Origin of the sequence: Microcoleus sp. Pol12B4, assembly GCF_036701385.1 — a bacterium.
In the GTDB taxonomy this organism is placed as follows: domain Bacteria; phylum Cyanobacteriota; class Cyanobacteriia; order Cyanobacteriales; family Microcoleaceae; genus Microcoleus.
In genome coordinates this window covers 1-18858 of the sequence record NZ_JAUBQR010000012.1, presented here as the reverse complement: position 1 = coordinate 18858, position 18858 = coordinate 1, and the positions used below count along the sequence as shown (strand labels likewise).

Below are 18858 nucleotides of genomic sequence, written 5' to 3'. Positions count from 1 at the left end.
ACTAGCAACTTCAGTTCGCTATCGAAAACTCGGCAATTCAATTTCAGCTAGCGATCGACGTTTTTTAGAAGCCCGCAGCGGACTGGCAATCAAGCTCAGCCAGTCTGGTTGGGCGACTGCTGTAGGTTTTGCCACACTCGATCGCACTTCTTGAATACCAAAGGTTTCAACAGAGTTCAAAATTTGAAAAGCCCTAGCCAATTCTTGGGCCTCCTCTTTGGTAGCAGTTTCCGGTTCAGACTCAGCCATCGGCAGTTCAGGTTCCGCAACCGGTTCGGCCGAGTCAGTTGCAGGCTCATCAGGTTGGTAGGTTTCGCTCTTCTGCAATTGAATGCCGGATACTTCGGCTAATTTGTTGAGTTCTAGAGGGGCTGGGGATTCAGGCTCGATCGCCTCGGCAGCAGCGGCTACCTCTGGAAGCTCTTCTGGTTCCGACCAAGGTTGGACAGGGGAAGCGTTGAAGGCTGGCGGCACCGGCATCTGAGAGCTTTTGACCGCCGCGAGCAAAGATTCTAATTGTGCGCTGGCGGTGTCCAGATTATTGTCAGGCGGCTCGATCCTCGGCGACTTTACCTGCGGCCTGTCCAAGCTTCTTTCCAAAGCAGCTTTGAATTGCAGAGTGTGGCGCTGCTGGCGGTGCAAACGGGCTCGCAATTCCCTGCAAATATTTTCTGTGGCTACTAACTGGTGTAACTGTTCGTTGTAGCGCTGCACAGTAGACGCACATTCTCGCTCAACAGTCGCTAGCCTGACTTGGCTGGTTGCCAACTGACTTCTTAAAGTTTCGACTAAAATTTCTTGACTTTGAAGGGTTTGATGGGAAACTTCCACTTTGCCAAACAGCCGCGTCAATTGTTCTTGAGTATTTTCGAGTTCTGCAGTCCGCTGTTCTAGCAAAGCTTCGCGATTCTGCAAGGTTTTTTGGGACGCTTCGAGAGCTGTTTCTAGCTGGGCGATCCGCTGCAAAAGGTCGCGGTTGCATTCGTGCAGAGCTTGCATGAGGGTGACTGGGGTTGATCCTTTGCCCTTGGCCTGTTCGGCATTCCCAAGCATATTTTTTAGATTATCTGAAATCGGGGGCGAGCCCGCCTCAGTAGGCTGTGTCGGAGATTGCGAATTTTTCGTTTCCGGTTTTGTGGGAATTGCATCTACGCTGATGGCGTTGGGAAAATCTACTGTTTGCCAGTCTTCTTCTGGCTGTTGGGGAACCGTTGCCGGAGTGTCTGTCGCATCGGGGGCGATCGGCTCAAAACCCCCAGTAGCAGCAAAATCTGACTGCAATGGTTCGGTATCGGATGGAACAGCAGGGTGCGATTGGTGCTGATGGGCTCGAAGATCAGCTTCTGACATGGCTTTTTATCCCAATACTCACAGGGTCTCAGATACAGTCTATCCTTAGATATTCTCCCGAAGGAAGCCCCTAAGTGATAGTTGTTGTCATTTTTTCTGTTTTTTCGGACAATAGCCTCTAAATCGAGTGGCGCGATCGAACTACAACCCGAACTCAAATTAAGGCGTAAGATGGGCCTGTGAGTTTTTCGCCCAGAGTCCTATTAAAATAATTTTTCCCGATCTCTCACGCACTGTTTCGGTATCCCGGCGATCGCCTAAGCTTTAACAACTGCACAATGTTTGTCAATAATTGCTGGAACTTCTGCCGGTGCAATGCGGCTGTAGCGAGTTTTGTCCGGCATCACAACTATATTTGGGCCCGCTTTACACTGTTTGAGACATCCGGTTCCCTGTACTGTCACTTTGTCTTCTAAACCGCGCGCATTCAAAGCATTTTCTAAAGCTTTACAGACTCCTCCAGCGCCCCGCTTCAGGCAGTCTGATTTTTGACATACTAATATTTTGGTTTGGGTTTTTGCCGGAGCTTTTACAGTTTGAGCTGCTGTGGGAGAGGTGAATTCGCTTTTGCCGATCGCGCGATCGTCGGATGTCAATACCGCAACAGGCCCATTGGTGGAGTCAAGGAGTTCGTGCGATCGATCATTGTTACCCTGAGCCAGCTTGAGGCTGCGAGCTTTAAGTTTTATTTTACCGTTTTTCAAATTGAGTTCTTTCTCACCTACAACTTGAACTCTCAACCCCGGTGTCAAAATAGGTGACAGAAATGACCGCAATTCCTTGCAAAGTTTAACAAGATATTCTACTCCGCGATCGCTACTAATTCGCAAATATTTAAGTTTACACCCATCTTCAATAATCAGGCCGAGGATTTCTCCCTCTAAACTGAATTCGGAAACTTGCTTGCCAGATTTATACATTGTTATAACTCCTTTAAATCCGTTACATCCGTTACATCTTGTACGCTGCTCTTGACCTAACTTCCTATTTCCTTTAGCCCCTTTGCCAGCAGCACTCCAGCCACTGCACGAGTTCGCCCTTCGGGGCACTGACTTGCCTCAACACGCTCTTTAACTGAGCAGCTTGTTTGACAGTGTTGACTTTTGCCCGCAAAGGTTGGTCAACCGCACACCAGCAGGGAATTTCTAGTTCTTGCAAGCGTTTGTAAACTTGCCACCTATCTAGCCAACTAACTTGCACAATGTCACAAACTTCTAATTCTGGATCTGCTGGATTCATTTTTTGACAACAGTAATAATTTGCATTAATTTTTACCCTGACTGATAGCGGGCAGAAGTTCAAAGCTAGATTTCCGAAGAACCTCAAGGATTATCAACAGCCCTTCCTAAAAAATTTTGCCTTTTACCCTCTGCCTTCTGCCTTCAGAAGGTTCGCCCCACTTTCAGGAAGCGTTCAGAACGAGGATCTTTTTAAAGCATAACCCAACTGCTAATAATTCTCAATAGGTTTAGAAAAAAAATTTCCTACTCTATAAAATCTTCCACTATCGAGGCAGACGCTGCTTGACTGGTAAATTTACAGTGCTAGACTGACTCTATTGGCAACAAAACTGCCTATTGAGAGGAGAACACACATGGCTGAGACTCAGAGTGCATTGAGACCGTTTGGCCACATAGCCGAAAACCCAGTTCTACTGGAACATTCAGTCACAGCACCGATTTGTGAAGGGATGAACGCGCTGCTGGCCAGTTTTCAGGCTCTATACCTGCAATATCAAAAACATCATTTTGTGGTGGAAGGGGCAGAATTTTACTCCTTGCACAAATTCTTTGAAGAAAGCTACGGAGAAGCTCAAGATAGCGTCCACGAGTTGGGCGAACGGTTAAATGGGTTGGGCGGCATACCGGCAGCTAGCTTTAGCAAGTTAGCCGAACTGTGCTGTTTTGAGCCGGAAGCCGACGGCGTATATTCCTGCCGCCAAATGCTAGAACACGATTTGACAGCGGAACAAGCTATTATAGTTTTGCTGCGCCGTCAAGCAGGACAAGCAGAAAGTTTGGGCGATCGAGCTACGCGCTACCTCTACGAAAAAATCCTGCTGAAAACCGAGGAACGGGCTTATCACATTTCTCACTTCCTCGCCCCCGATACCTTAGTGCAGTTGAACTTGAACTAACAATTCTTCTTCCTCTTCCTTCGCGCATTTGGGGTTCGTTATCTTAGATCGAAAAAAAAGCGGGCAGTCATAAAACTGCCCGCTTTTTTATACAAAGTGTGCTTGTCCGGAGGGAATTAAGGCGCTAAAGCATTGCCGCGCAACAAGCTACCAATGGTTTTGGCGGTAATCTTCATCTGGATGAAGGGATTAGCCGGTACCACGGTTTTATACAAATAGCTATCGAATGTGAGCTTTTGCACATCGCGATCGGCACACATTTCCACAAAAGCTTCGCGAGTAGCATCGGAACGGTAAAATACGCGCTGCAAAATGTCGAGAACTTTGTAAGTAATGCCGTAGGCTTTATCCCACCGCTTTAGGTAAATCTTAATTTCCTCTTCAGTCGGAATGCGCGCGCCTTTATTGGAAATCTCCACAATAGTTTCGGCGCACATCCGGCCAGACTTGGCAGCAAAATAGATACCTTCGCCGGAAGACTTGGTAACGTAACCTGCAGCGTCGCCTACGAGAGCAACTCGGCCGACAACCCGCCGAGGACGCGGATGTTCCGGGATAGGGTGAGCTTCCACTTTAATAATCTCACCGCCCATCAATTTTTTGGCAGCGCGGGCGCGGATGCCTGCTTGCAGCTTTTTGATACTGGCTTGATTGACTTTCATCGTGCCTGTGCCGACGGCTACGTGGTCGTATTTGGGGAACACCCAAGCGTAGAAGTCGGTAGATACGTCATCGCCGACGTACATTTCGGCTAAGTCGTGGTAGTAAGCCATTTTATCTTCCGGCAGGCGGATGCGTTCTTGGAAGGCGATCGCATAATTGTAATCACCAGCGTCGATCGCCTTTGCTACGCGGGAGTTAGCGCCGTCAGCCCCGATTACCAAATCCACCTTCAGAGTTTTCTGAATTCCCATTGCGCTGCCGTCGGAGTGGTCGGCATAGTGGAGAGTATAGGGGTCTGTATTGTTGCCGGGAATTTCTAATTTGTGAACGGTGCCGTTAATCAGTTTTGCACCCAAGGAAGCGGCGCGATCGCGCATGAAGCCATCGAGCACTTCGCGGCGGCACATACCGATGTATTCGTGTGCGTTTTCAATATTGATGTCCACCTCGACGTTGGAGGGGGAGATCATTTTCATTTTTCTGACTTGGCGGTCAATAATACTTTGTGGCAAGTCAAATTCGCTGACCATGCACAGGGGAATCGCCCCACCGCAGGGTTTCGCGTTGTCTAATTTACGCTCGAATAGGTATGTTTCGATTCCTGCTTTTACCAATGTTTCGGCGGCGGAAGAACCCGCAGGGCCTGAACCTACTACTGCAACCCTTAGTGTCAAAGCTTTTCTCTCCAGTTTTTTTCTATAGGCATTACTCAGGTGTGATGGTATCACGGACTTTGGATTCGGTGGCGTGAAGCAGGGGAGATTTCAATGAAATGAAACAGAGCTTAACAGTTCGATACGAAAATCGGGTTTCGGGCGATGGTTCGGGCGCAGGGAATTGTTGAGCTGTTGGTTGTAGTTTTTAGCAGGAAGGAAATATCTAACGTATGGGAAACCTATGCAAACGCCTATCTTTGATGCAGCCCTCCAACACTTAGCTGTAGCTTCTATTAGCGGATACCAGAAACACATCTCGCCGAGAAAAGGGTTTTCTTGCGCCCACCGAGTGCTGTACGGGGGGGAGTCTTGCTCGCAATATATCAAGGGCGCGATCGCCAAATTGGGTTTGTTTGGGGCGATCAAAGCATCGCGCCGCCGGTTTGTAGCTTGCAAGCGCGCGAATCGAATCTTGAAAGCCCGGTTTAGCAGTGAATCTGGCAGTGAAGACTCCAATTTCGAGGGTAACGATGAACCAAAATCCGATCGACCAAAATCTCAGGGGGAAGCTCCTCGCAGAAGCTCTCAGGGTGAAAATTACTGTATTGAAGGGCTAGATTGTGGAATCTGGGAATGTTTTTCGGGGATCGATTGTAGTGGCGCGGATTGTTCAGGACTCGATTGTGGCAGCGGGGATTGTGGCAGTTGTTTCTAGTTTTACTCCCCAACCGCTCTCCAAAGAGGTAAATTTTTTTTACTAAATGTAGGGGAATTTTTAAAGGGTGCGATCGCGATTGTCGATCGAACGCGGTGCAATAAGTTACATTTAAGTTACGTAAAGTTCCTATATAAAATTTCAAATTGCTATGCTCGGTAATTTTCAACAAAGCAACCTGCGGATTGAGCTTGAAGCTTCCGAAACAGCGATTAGAGACAGCTTGTTGCGTCCAAGTCAATTGCAGCAGTGGCTGTGGCCACAGCAGTTGTCTAGCGGTTTGCCGGAAGAATTTACTCAAGGTTTGACCTTTACAAGTTGGCTAGGCCCCGTGGCAGTTCAGCATCACGTTGATATTGTTGAGCACCATTGTCTGCGGCTGTTATTGAGTCAGGGAATTGACGGATTTCACGAGTGGTATTGGGGCGATGGTTGGGTGCAGTCTCGGTTGGAGGGGGTGTCGCTGCTGCCACTGAATTTGGGGCAAACCGCTAGTTTACTGCGACTGCGGGAGTTTGTAGCGGGGAAGGGTAAGCGGAGGTAGATAAATGACTCTCCAAAATCCTGAGAACAAAGTCTGGTAGTCCTGCATAGCAAGGAAAAATTCTCAATCCTTTTAGGGATAAAGAAGCGTTGTATTGATGAATAAAATACCACAAAGCTCCCACATGATTTGAGAGCTTTTTAGATTAGGAAAGGCTCTTTCTTACAACAATAGCGAGATATCCTGTACATCAGGGAGTTCTTGCATCTTTAAAGATCAGAAGTTTTGCCCGTATCTTTCCCGACAGATTTGTGTCGCTGGCGAGGCAAAACTTTTTTATATGCGACCAAAAAATCTGTATAATAGACAGCACATCGTCTCTCAACTACTGGGACTGAATCTGACAAACCTTTAGCACCCATTTCAACTAGACTTCCTACATATAGCCATCCTAAATCATTTGTGAATTTCTTACTCCATTCCCTTAGTAAGGGGATGGTTGGGTGGGCTGGGGTAAAAAATTTACAACTCATGTAGGATTGCTATAAACCGCTAGAATTTCTTTGGTTAAGGCATCTATTGGCAGCTCTTTCCACTGCTTGTTCCCCTTATTGCTTACAAACGACTACATTTGATCGTGTTGGATCGTTAGCTTGCCTTAATTTTTTGACTTTACTTGAACTTTCCGGGGGACTGATGCTAATTGTTGAAAAACACATAGTATTAGAACCAGCGGGGGGACACCCTCGTGACTTTGACAATCGCGACTCAAGATATTTTTTCTAATAAAAGCCGATCTCTCAATTTTTTTGTTTCTTCTGAAATCCTTTGATGTGCGGGGTTTTAAACAAACTGCCTGTGACAATATATACATTTAAAGTTTTGCTTAGCGCTGGGGGTGAGAAAATTTTTAATGATGTTTGGAGAACCGAAACGGCGAGAATTCATGGAGTTGAGAATTAACAAGGCTTAAATACGTCGCATTCTAACTCCTTACCTTTACTCTGCCAGACCACCTGAAAGCCACTTCGCTGCCGAAAAACTAAGATTGTGTTATAAAAACATAATTTGTTCCTTTCTAAAGCGCTATTCTCGACACAACGAACCCGGTGTGTTTTGACTTCGCATTAATTTTTACCCAAAAAATAAATATGCTGTCCATTCCAGGCATTGCCGTCCAGAAGCTGCTTTACGAAAGTGCCAACTCTCTGGTTTACCGGGCTCTTCGGGAAGCGGATCACCAACCGCTCATCCTCAAACTGCTCAAAGAAAGCTACCCCACACCTCAAGAATTGCTGCGCTACCGCACCGAATACCGAATCACCCGAGAGCTGAAAGAGGCGGGAGTCGTGCAAGTTTATGACTTGCAAAAATACCAAAACAGCCTCGTGATTTTTGTGGAGGACTTTGGCGGGGAATCCTTGAAAATATGGATGCAGCAGCGAAAGTTTAGTCTAAAGGAATTTCTGCTCCTGGCGATCGCTGCCACTGAAACTTTAGGACAAATTCACAGCGCCAATATCATCCACAAAGATATTAACCCCTCAAATATTGTTTATAACCCGGAAACGGGACAGCTCAAAATTATCGACTTTGGCATTTCCACTCAGCTAACGCGAGAAATGCCAACCCTGAAAAATCCCAACGTTTTAGAAGGAACTCTCGCTTACATCTCTCCGGAACAAACTGGTAGGATGAATCGCTCTATCGACTACCGCACTGACTTTTACTCCCTTGGCGTCACCTTCTACGAATTACTGACAGGAAAACTGCCTTTTGAGACAGAAGACGCTTTAGAGCTAGTTCACTGCCACATTGCCAGACAACCAGTTCCCCCGCACGAAATCGAGCCAGAAATTCCCCTAGTTGTCTCGCAAATTGTCAGTAAATTGATGGCGAAGAATGCCGAAAATCGCTATCAAACTGCATTGGGTATTAAGCAGGACTTAGAAATGTGTCTGGTTCAATTACAAGAAACAGATAGCATAGAAGAATTTGACTTGGGAACGCTGGATCTTACAGACCATTTCCTGATTCCCGAAAAGTTATACGGCAGAGAAACTGAAGTTTATAATCTATTAGCAGCCTTTGAAAGAGTTCGTAATGCTAGTGCCGAAATGATGCTAGTCGCTGGCTTATCTGGAATTGGTAAAACCGCAGTAGTGAACGAAGTCCATAAGCCGATCGCCCGACAGCGTGGCTATTTCATCAAAGGCAAATACGACCAATTTCAACGCAATATTCCTTTCAGTGCATTTGTGCAAGCATTTCGGGAATTGATGGGACAATTATTATCAGAAAGTGACGCTCAGTTACACAGATGGAAAACCCTGATTCTCACCGCAGTAGGCGAGAGTGGGCAAGTTTTGATTGACGTAATTCCTGAATTAGAACACATCATTGGTCCTCAAAGTCCTGCACTAGAATTGTCGGGGAGTGCCGCCCAAAATCGCTTCAATCTGCTGATGCAGAAATTTGTGCAAGTATTTACCCAAGCAGAACATCCCTTAGTGATGTTTTTGGACGATTTGCAGTGGGCAGATTCGGCATCGCTGAAATTGCTACAACTGTTGATGGAGGATACGGGGCATCTGTTAGTATTGGGTGCTTATCGGGATAATGAGGTATCACCGGCTCATCCGTTTATGTTGACTGTGGATGAGATTGTGAAGTCTGGGGCAGTCGTGAATACTATTACCTTGCAACCGTTGAGTTTAGCAGATCTCAATCAGTTGGTAGCAGATACGCTGATTTGCGATTTATCTTTAGCCGGGCCCCTGACAGAATTGGTTTATCAAAAAACCCAAGGTAATCCCTTTTTCTCTACTCAATTCCTCAAGGCGTTGCATGAAGATGGTCAAATTATTTTTAACCCCCCTCAATCCCCTCTTAGTAAGGGGGGCAGTAAAGGGGGGTGGCAGTGCGATATTAATCAAGTTACATTTGCCGACGCCTCGGATGTGGTGGAGTTTATGGCGGGGCAATTGCAGAAGTTGCCTGCCAAAACTCAGGATGTTCTCAAGTTGGCGGCTTGCATTGGGGCGCAATTTGATTTAGAGACAGTGGCAATAGTCAGCGAAGAATTACCAGAACAAACGGAATCAGCGCTGTGGAAAGCCTTGCAAGAAGGACTAATTTTAGTGATTTCAGAAGGCTATAACTTCATTCAAGCAGATGGTCAATCCCCGAATCAGTCTGTTGCTAATCCCACTTATAAGTTCCTGCACGATCGGGTCCAGCAAGCGGCTTATTCATTGATTCCCGACGACCAAAAACAAGCCACTCATCTGAAAATTGGACAGCTACTGCTACAAAGTTCTTCCGAGATAGAAACAGAAGAAAAAATATTTGATATTGTGGGGCATTTAAATCAAGGAATTGAGTTAATCAATCAATTAAGTGAACGCTCAGCCTTAGCCCAACTCAACTTAGAAGCTGGACGTAAGGCCAGAAATTCTACCGCCTACGCTGCAGCAAATATCTATCTACAAACGGGAATTGAGCTACTGACACCTCAATGCTGGCAAACTCAATATGAATTGGCGCTAAATCTTTATGTTGCTTCTGCTGAAATTGCCTATTTGAATGGTGACTTTGACGGTATGGAACAGATGGCAGCACTGGTTTTGCAAGAAGCCCAAACATTTTTAGATCGAGTTAAAATTTACGAAATTAAAATTGCCGCTCAGACAGCTCAGAGCAAGGTGTTAGAAACGATCGCAGTAGCAAGAGACGCACTCTTACAATTGGGGATTGAACTTCCTGCCGAACCCGATCAAGCAAAGATTGGCAAAGCGCTACAAGCCCTTGCGGCCCAACTAAGCGGCAGAAAGATTGAGGAATTGGTTGACCTATCTGTGATGACAAATCCACAGACTCAGGCAGCTATGCAACTGTCTGGTATGTTGTTTCCACCCATTTTCCAGGGAATGCCCGGTTTGCTGCCCCTGCTTAGCTCAACGATGGTGAGTTTATCGCTCTCCTTTGGGAATGCACCCGCCTCGACAGTGGGTTATGCGATGCACGGGATGGTTTTCTGTGCCTTTTTACAAGAGGTGGAAACGGGCTATGGCTTTGGGCAATTGGCACTTTCATTGCTCGATCGGTTGAATGTGCCCGAATTCAAGTCCACAGTTCTACTTTTGTTTGGTGGCTGGATTCAGCATCGCCAAGAATCTCTTTTGGCAACGATACCGACGCTGAAAGAGGGCTATAGGTTGGGCATGGAAACAGGGGACTTTGTAAACGCTGGCTACAACATATATATTTGCTTTTATACTTATTTATTCGCTGGGGTAGAACTAGACACTTGGGAACCAGAAATAGCAAGTTACAGGGCTGTCATGGCGCAGTTGAAACAATATTCTGCTCGGGTTTATTTGGATATGATTCAGCAGACGGTGCAAAACTTAAGGGAAACCCGTATTCGGCCGGATTTGTTAATAGGCTCTGCCTACGATGAAACGCTGATGATTCCCAAGCACTATGAGGATAATGAATTCACGGCGATCGCCTGTGCCTGCATCTTCAAACTGCTGCTTGCTTACTGCTATGGCAATTATAAGGCTGCCCTCGACCACATTTCCCAAGTCAAACAGTATTTGATGGGAGTATCTGGATCGGCTTTTGTTCCAATTTTTCATTTTTATGCCGCCCTGACGCACCTGGCACTTTTTCCCGCACAGCCAGCAATTGAGCAAACTGAAATTATTTCCTTAGTGGAAACCCATCAAAGCACGCTGCAACAGTGGGCGCAAAATGCTCCCATGAATTATCTGCATAAATGGTATTTAGTGGAAGCAGAACGGCAACGGGTGTTGGGCAATAAAGCCGAGGCGATTGAAATGTACGATCGCGCAATTTCTGGAGCAAAAGAAAACAAATATGTTAATGACGAAGCTCTAACTAACGAACTAGCAGCCAAATTCTACTCGGAATGGGGCAAAACAAAAGTTGCTCAATCCTACATATTTGAGGCGTATTATTGTTATGTTGAATGGGGAGCTACGGCTAAAGTAACGGATTTAGAAACGCGATATCCCCAATTATTCGCGGTAACTCAACCGGGAAGGAAAAACACTCAAACTACCGTAGCAATGACAACGACTGGTTCGGGGAATCACTTAGATATCAGTGCAGTTATGAAGGCTTCTCATGCGATTTCTGGAGAAATTATGCTAGATAAGCTACTGTCTAGCTTGATGAAAATTTTGATAGAAAATGCAGGGGCGCAACGAGGCTATCTGATTTTATTAAGCCAGGGACAACTGTTCATTGAAGCTGAAGGAACAATCGATGACGAACTCGTCACCGTGTTACAGTCAATTCCCGTTGAAACCTGTCAAGAACTTTCCTCCGCAATTGTCAATTATGTGAGCCGCACTCAAGAAAGCGTGGTACTAGATGATGCTGCTCGATCGGGACAATTTACCAACGACCGCCACATCCGAAAGCATCAGCCCAAATCAATTTTATGTGTGCCGCTGATTAATCAATCTCAAATCGTCAGTATTGTTTACCTAGAAAATAACTTGACAGCGGGAGCTTTTACCCCAGAAAGAGTGGAAATATTAAAAGTTTTATCTGGACAAGCGGCGATCTCGATTCAAAATTCTAAGCTTTATACAGAAGTACGCGAAAATGAAAGCAGGCTGGCTCAACTCAACAAAGCTTACGAGCGCTTCATCCCCCATCAATTTCTCCAGTTTCTAGAGAAATCAAGCATCATTGATGTGGAATTGGGCGACCAAGTGCAGTTAGAAATGTCGGTACTATTTTCCGATATTCGCGACTTCACCACGCTTTCGGAAACTATGACGCCGGAGGATAATTTCAAATTTATAAATTCCTATCTTTCTCGCATGGAACCCGTTATCAATGAAAATAAGGGGTTTATTGACAAATATATTGGCGATGCGATTATGGCACTCTTTAGCGGCGAGGCGGATAATGCGGTGAAAGCGGGAATTGCTATGCTGCACCGTCTCGCTGAATACAATGAATACTGCGCTAACGCTGGCTGTGCGCCGATTCAGATTGGGATTGGGATTAATACGGGTTCTTTGATGCTGGGAACTGTGGGAGGACCCAATCGCATGGACGGGACAGTCATTAGCGATGCGGTGAATTTAGCTTCTCGCGTAGAAAGTTTGACAAAAAATTACGGGGTTTCGCTGTTAATTACTCAGCCAACTTATGCGCGCCTGAACAATCCATCTCAGTACACAATCCGCACTCTAGATACGGTAAAAGTCAAGGGAAAATCCGAAGCTGTGACGATTTATGAGGTGTTTGATGCAGATCCGCCAGAAATTAAACAGACCAAGTTAGCTACGCTGGAATTGTTTGCAGAAGCTAGGGCACTTTACTCGGAAGGGAAGTTATTTGAAGCGGCGCGGCTGTTTTCCGAGTGTTGGCGTCAGAATCCGGGCGATCGCGTTGCTAAAATTTACTGGGAACGCTGTGAGTCTGCATTGGTGACTCGCACCAAAATCAAAGACAGGCTACATAATTTAAATTAAGCGGTTGCTATACCTGAAAATAAAAGTAAAAGTAAGATCGACTGCTGAGACACCCTACAAACTAGGCGATCGAAATCGGGTAGGTATGTGGTTGCGCTAAAGCGCTAAAGCGCAACAACCTACGAAGTCTACAAAGTTACTCCCTCAACTATACTGCTGGCAGTAACTCCTTTCAATATAGCTAAATATTCCCCTGTTACCTGATACTGAATTATAGTATCGCTAACAAAAGCGCCTGTTCCTTGAAAAATATTTAACTGGCTAAAAGCCAGGGGGCTAATTAAATCAATTTTGTCTTGATTGAGGGTGAAATCATTAATGACTTCGGCGGTGGCTAAGTCTGTTCCACCAGTGCCGATCGCGATCGCAAACACATCAAAACCTAATCCGCCTGTAAGAGTGTCGGCACCCATTTCTCCAAATAAGTAATCATTGCCCCCATCGCCAAATACTATATCGTCGCCATCGCCGCTGTAAATGCGATCGTTTTCCTTACCTGAGTAAATCAAGTCAGTACCGCCGTTACCCTGAATAAAATCAATCCCTTGGCCGCCAAAAATAATGTCATTGCCATCACCGCCGCTGATACCGTCATCCCCTTTTTGTCCGTAAAGCAAGTCATCTCCTGCTTTGCCATGAAGATAGTCATTGCCGGGGCGTGCGTGGATAATGTCGTTTAATGCCGATCCTGTGATGCGATCGTCCTTCTGTGTCAAACCGATTACTGACTTTTTCAACAAGGTTGTGACATCGCCTAAGTTATCGTTATCGCTGATATTGACTGTGAGAGGGGCGACGAGATTATTATACTGTGTGTCAAGGCTGGTAGTGGCATGGCTAATTGAACTTAGACGATCGCCCTCAACAACCGCATCGTCAACAGCCTTCACCGTTACCGTTTGAGCGACATTCCAATTGGCGGGAGTAAAAGTAAGGGCCCGTAGGCTGACAGTAACTTGAGTTCCAGGGGTAATGGCGACGGTGACATTAGCAGTTGGCTGAGTATTTAGTCGAACTTTGTATATATCGCTGCCCAAGCTTTCGAGTACGTCGGTACTGCCAAGTGATTGAATGAAAATGACAGCGGGAGTACCTGGAGTCGGAGTCGGTATTGGAGTCGGAGTCGGTATTGGAGTCGGAGTCGGAGTCGGTATTGGAGTCGGAGTCGGAGTCGGTATTGGAGTCGGAGTCGGTATTGGAGTCGGAGTCGGAGTCGGTATTGGAGTCGGTATTGGAGTCGGAGTCGGTATTGGAGTTGGTATTGGAGTCGGAGTCGGTATTGGAGTCGGTGTGGGCGTGGGAGTTGGTATTGGAGTCGGAGTCGGTATTGGAGTCGGTGTGGGCGTGGGCGTGGCAATGTCAACAGTAAAACTGCCTAAGTTGCTAGCTACAACTTGATTGCCAAAAGTATCTTTTACTTGCGATGCTTGCAAATTAACAGCGTAACTGCCATTATCTGTATCATCCCAACTTCCCCCAGGCGGAGTCAGCGAATAAGTTGCCGTGCGAGTGGTACCGTTACTGTTAGTATCGACGCTGACAAATGCAGCCGGAATTGTACCACCTGACCAATTTACTAGAAAGTCCGAACTATCCAAACTGCTAACATCTATGGCAGTATTGTCGCTGAAAGTAACAGTAAAAGTCTGCGTTGTACCGCCTGCTGTCGTAATATCAGCAATAGGAGTGACACTAGCAGTTGGCAATGTTTGATCGATGCTGTAAACTTCTCCTGTCAAATTGCCATTGGCAGTACCAGTACCGCCCAGCGGTATGCCAGAGGTATTAATGCTGTCATCATCTACTAAATTTAACCCTAAAGTACCGCTGCCAGTACCCGCATTGACGCTGACAGTATAAGTATTGCCGCTACCTGTGACTCCAGCTATGCTTGCACCAGTGATGCCTGTAGCTACAAGAGCAAAATCTCCGCTGTCAACTCCCGTTACAGTCTTATTAAAAGTTACGGTGTAATTCAGGCTAGATAAATTAGTGGGATTGGGGTTAGCGCGAACGATGGATGTTACCGTAGGAGGAGTAACAATAGTCTGTAACCCGCTAGCTGTCGGCGTTCCACTTTTGTTTCCCTCTGTAAAAGTAATGTTGGCTAAAGTGGGTGGAAGAATGTTAATTGTATTTCCATCAGTCGCACCAGTTGCTATGTCGGCTGTTAGGAATAAATAGCCTGTTGTGCCAGCATTGATAGGTTGAGAAAGTCCTGTAAAAGCTAAGTTGCTACCAGTAGCGACAGGTGGCAGAGTTTTCAAAACAGTATCGCTGGCATCCAAGAGATTATCACTGGAATACCAGAGTTTGAAGCCATTGGTAGCAATGTCAGAAGTTTGATAAGTACCACCAGTGGTAGCAGTTAAACCGGTGAATTGGGTATTAACACCCGTTACGGCTAAATTTAATTGATATAGCGGCTGCTTGAGAGTACCGGAGGCAATGTTAGCGGTGGCAATTGTAGGTGAAGTGATGGCAATATCGGGAGCGCCGTAGCGGGCTAGGGCAAAGTCATAATCACTGCCATTATAAGCAGCCCCCGCCACAACGATTTTGCCGTCACTCTGAATGGAGGTGGCATAGCCTATGCCACTGAAGCCATTAAAATCTGTAGTAACTGTGCCAGTGCCGTTGAAGCTCGTATCGAAACTGCCGTTAGAATTGTAGCGGGTTACGGTAAAGTCTAAATTGGCGCCGGCCACGATTATTTTGCCATCGCTTTGGATGAAGGTGGCAGTGCCGCCAGTACCGAAGCTGATATCGAGTGTGCCGTCAGCGTTGTAGCGGGCTATGGGAGACGACCCCGCCACAACAATTTTACCGTCACTCTGGATCGAGAGGGCATTGCCATCGTTGATATTGCCGTTAAAATCAGTAGTGACTTTGCCATCATTATCAAAGGTGTTATCGAGTGTGCCGTCAGCGTTGTAGCGAGCTAGGGCAAAATCACTATAGGCGACGCCATTAAAGACATACCCTGCTACGACAATTTTGTTGTCAGGCTGGATGAATACGGCATTCCCATAGTCGTTTTGGCCGTTAAAATCAGTAGTGATTTTGCCATCATTATCAAAGGTGTTATCGAGTGTGCCGTCAGCATTGTAGCGGACTAGGGCAAAGTCATAATAAGTGCCATTAATGGCATTCCCCGCCACAACAATTTTGCCGTCACTCTGGATGAAGACGGCCTGACCTTCGTCACGACCTCCGTTAAAATCAGTAGTGACTTTGCCATCATTATCAAAGGTGTTATCGAGTGTGCCGTCAGCGTTGTAGCGGACTACAGCAAAGTCAAAGTTGCTGCCATTATAGGCAGACCCTGCCACGACAATTTTGCCATCACTCTGGATAAAGACGGCCTTGCCTTCGTCGTTTATTGAGTTGCTATTAAAATCTGTAGTGACTTTGCCAGTGCCGTTGAAGTTGGTATCAAGTGTGCCGTTGGTATTGTAGCGGGCTAGGGCCAAGTCATAATTGCTGCCATTGTTAGTACGCCCTGCCAAAACAAATTTGCCGTCAGGCTGGATGAATAGGGCATAGCCAACGTCCTCGTTTACGTTAAAATCAGTCGTGACTTTACCACCAGTCCCGAATGTGGGATCTAAGTCACCCGCCGCCAAGAGTGATGCGTAATCAAGTCTTGCAGCTTCAGTGAAGGCTAGAGGCGCGTCAATTTTACCGATTTGTACTTCTAGTTCCCAGTTTCCACCCAGTGCGGCATTGCCAGTAAGGTTGGCAGAGGCGGCGATGTCAGCACCAGTTAATTCACTCAGGCGTTGGAGGAATTGGTTAGGTTTTGTGGGCTTAACACCAGTCGGTTTAACACCAGTCTCCCCGGAGGTTAAGACCCACGTCCGATCGCGAAAGTCCTCGATCGAGGACTGAATAAATGAATTGTCTTGATTGTCTTCAGTCGGTTTCAACCAACTTAAGCTATGAGGCAGGGGTTTTAACCCCTGGCGGATGTGGGGAATATGGGAGATGTCGGGGCTGTCAATTTTCACCGATACATCGGCGGCAACATTACACCCATAAAGGAGAATATCAGCACCATTTGTTAATGCTTTGCGCCACTGTTTGAGTTGAGGGGCGAAACTTTCTATATTGCTGCTATTGAGTGTATTTGCACAGAGTTGTACCGCACCTGGACTACCGTGAGAGATAATATGTATTGCTTCTATATTTTGTTCAATTGATAGCCTTTCGGTAATTTGCTCAATGCCATCCCGCGTTTCATTTAGGATAATTACTTCAACATTTGGAGAAAGACCGCTAATTAAACTCTGGTAATTTTCAATATTTGGGTCAATAAAAACTAGATTTGAAACCAATTTTTGCTGTATCATTATGCAACATCTTTACTTTTCAAAGTTTATATGTATCAGTCAAATAGCACTTATGCAGTTACTAGAATCTGATTACGAGTCACGCCTAAAGTCATTGCGATTGCTTCGCTTCTCTTGCAATGACTTTGTTAGTTTTTACGCACTTACTACTATGTCATTAGGAGGCAGAAAGCAATTTTATGTCATTGCGAAGAAGGAAGCAATCGCCAGGTGTGGGGATTGCTTCGCTTCCCTCAAAATGACATTACCAAGGACTCCCAATCATGGTAAATCCCGACCAATAATAAGGATGGGAGAGATTTTCATTACCCAGTTTAGCTAATTCTGGCGGCAATTCTAAATCCTTATTTGAGTTTGACAAAATTAAACGACCATTTTCAATGCGAACTTGACCTTTGATCATAGCAATTTGAGCCTGTCGCAAAGCTTCAGCTTTAATCGGCGCAACTTTCAAGTGATGGTAAAATTCAGCCATTAACCCTAAAGTACCTTCATCGCTGACAGACCAAAGACTCGCCAAAACGGACTTCACCCCCGCTTGCACAGCTAACCCCGCAAAACCTAATTCGGTGTCGTCATCACCCACAGCAGTTTTACAAGCGCTCAACACCAATAGCTCAACTTTAGGTGGCTGATTCCACCCTAGTTCGCGCACGCGATCGAGTGTTAGCCTGCTATCTGATAACTGAATGTAAGAATTGCTCGGTGATCCTGACTTAAAGTATCCGTGAGTAGCGAGGTGAATAATCCGAAAGGCTTGGGCGGTGCGTTGCGACCTCAGATTATTGAGAGTAAAGGTTTGGTTGAGGAAAGATTCGCCTTTCCATTCGGAGGCAATAGCATTAAGTTCTGCAGGCACTGCTAGCAAGGGTTCGTTATTCGTAAATTGTGAGGCTCCCATTGCTAAAACTTCAGCATTTTTAACACTTTCATAGCTAGTATCGGTTAAGTTGACACTGGGAATGAGTCCGATGCTGTATTTTTCTACTAGAAATTGAGAACCGTCATTGAGGGCCGCTAAGGGGAGCGATCGCAACCCCGCATCCATACTAAAAACTAGGGTGTCGATGCCCTCAGCTTTCAAATCAGCTTCCAAGGGAGCAATTATCCACTGGTAAAGTTGTTGGGATGCTGGCAAATATCTCTCAGTATTGATGTTTCTGGGATTAAGGAGTTCCGATCTGAAATTGGTGGCGACTTGCATCAGAGTTTCGCGCCGGGCGGCGGGGATGCTTTTGTGAATTGGGATGCCTGTAGGGGGAACGATGATCAGGTCTAATTGTTCAGGGCGAGCTAAAGTGTAGATAATGGCTGGTTTTTTACCAGTTTGGCTAGCGATCGCTCTAATTCTTTGCTGTATGGCCGTAAAAGATTGCAAATCCCGCCTGATTTGCTGGTTAATGTATGATCCAACTTGTTCACTGTAGAAGATATCAATAAAGAAACTGGCTTGTGGGATATCACCTCTATCGATTAGGCGTGTGATATCGCTGGGGCTAATTCTACTTATAGGCGATGCCGTTTGGACAACTTCGCTTACCCAATCGGATCTGTAGTTAAAAAGAGATTCAATTCTATTAATGCTATTCAGGTTGCCAGATTGGGCGATCGCATTGGTAATTGAAATATCCGGTAAAGGGAAGGTGGCATCAAGAGACGGAGATAAAGTTGGTGTCGGAGCAGGTAATGGCATCGGGGCTAGCACTTCAGGCGCAATGGAGGGCACAAGCAATATCGGAGACGGTATTGCTTGTGGAATTGGCGCAGGTGATGGCGTTGGTTGTGGTATTAAAGATGGCGCAGGTGATGGCGTTGGTTGTGGTATTAAAGATGGCGCAGGTGATGGCGTTGGTTGTGGTATTAAAGATGGCGCAGGTGATGGCGTTGGTTGTGGTATTAAAGATGGCGCAGGTGATGGCGTTGGTTGTGGTATTAAAGATGGCGCAGGTGATGGCGTTGGTTGTGGTATTAAAGATGGCG

General features: G+C 46.1%; 11 protein-coding genes. 5 read left to right on the top strand and 6 right to left on the bottom strand.

Features of this window, described 5'->3' with window-relative positions; translation table 11 throughout:
- Positions 1 to 18 precede the first annotated feature (18 nt).
- From QUA38_RS03350 to QUA38_RS03340, 3 genes are all read right to left on the bottom strand, one after another.
- The gene (locus QUA38_RS03350; RefSeq protein WP_333096121.1) at positions 19 to 1350 is read right to left on the bottom strand and encodes a hypothetical protein; all 1332 of its coding nucleotides are present in this window, start codon (positions 1348 to 1350) and stop codon (positions 19 to 21) included.
- Positions 1351 to 1607: 257 nt separating this feature from the next.
- Positions 1608 to 2270 carry a (2Fe-2S) ferredoxin domain-containing protein gene (locus QUA38_RS03345; protein ID WP_333096122.1) on the bottom strand — a complete coding sequence of 221 codons (663 nt, stop codon included), beginning with the start codon at positions 2268 to 2270 and terminating at the stop codon, positions 1608 to 1610.
- Between the two features lie 73 nt (positions 2271 to 2343).
- Entirely contained in the window at positions 2344 to 2589 is a 246-nt protein-coding gene (locus QUA38_RS03340) for an Asr1405/Asl0597 family protein (protein WP_333066856.1), read from the bottom strand.
- Positions 2590 to 2944: 355 nt separating this feature from the next.
- On the opposite strand from QUA38_RS03340, the gene QUA38_RS03335 reads away from it, so the two are divergent.
- A complete protein-coding gene (locus QUA38_RS03335) occupies positions 2945 to 3487 on the top strand; it encodes a Dps family protein (protein ID WP_333096123.1) in 543 nt (180 codons plus the stop codon).
- A 116-nt stretch (positions 3488 to 3603) separates the two neighbouring features.
- Here the strand turns inward: QUA38_RS03335 and chlP are convergent, their stop codons facing one another.
- Positions 3604 to 4824: a geranylgeranyl reductase gene (gene chlP, locus QUA38_RS03330; RefSeq protein WP_172186475.1), complete on the bottom strand. Its 1221-nt coding sequence runs from the start codon at positions 4822 to 4824 to the stop codon at positions 3604 to 3606.
- Positions 4825 to 5047: 223 nt separating this feature from the next.
- Between chlP and yidD the strand changes: the two genes are divergently transcribed.
- From yidD to QUA38_RS03315, 3 genes are all read left to right on the top strand, one after another.
- The gene (gene yidD / locus QUA38_RS03325) at positions 5048 to 5521 is read left to right on the top strand and encodes a membrane protein insertion efficiency factor YidD (protein ID WP_333159174.1); all 474 of its coding nucleotides are present in this window, start codon (positions 5048 to 5050) and stop codon (positions 5519 to 5521) included.
- A 151-nt stretch (positions 5522 to 5672) separates the two neighbouring features.
- Positions 5673 to 6065, top strand: a complete 393-nt coding sequence (locus QUA38_RS03320; RefSeq protein WP_333159171.1) for a hypothetical protein — start codon at positions 5673 to 5675, stop codon at positions 6063 to 6065.
- A 1091-nt stretch (positions 6066 to 7156) separates the two neighbouring features.
- Positions 7157 to 12526: an AAA family ATPase gene (locus QUA38_RS03315; RefSeq protein WP_333159169.1), complete on the top strand. Its 5370-nt coding sequence runs from the start codon at positions 7157 to 7159 to the stop codon at positions 12524 to 12526.
- A gap of 128 nt (positions 12527 to 12654) precedes the next feature.
- Here the strand turns inward: QUA38_RS03315 and QUA38_RS03310 are convergent, their stop codons facing one another.
- The gene (locus QUA38_RS03310; protein WP_333159167.1) at positions 12655 to 16878 is read right to left on the bottom strand and encodes a DUF4347 domain-containing protein; all 4224 of its coding nucleotides are present in this window, start codon (positions 16876 to 16878) and stop codon (positions 12655 to 12657) included.
- A 244-nt stretch (positions 16879 to 17122) separates the two neighbouring features.
- Positions 17123 to 18571, bottom strand: coding sequence for a CHAT domain-containing protein (locus QUA38_RS03305; RefSeq protein WP_333159165.1), 1449 nt, complete (start codon positions 18569 to 18571; stop codon positions 17123 to 17125).
- Here QUA38_RS03305 and QUA38_RS03300 point away from each other — a divergent pair.
- On the top strand, positions 18565 to 18858 hold a 294-nt coding region (locus QUA38_RS03300; protein WP_333159163.1), incomplete at its 3' end, for a hypothetical protein. The two genes, QUA38_RS03305 and QUA38_RS03300, sit on opposite strands and share 7 nt — an antisense overlap.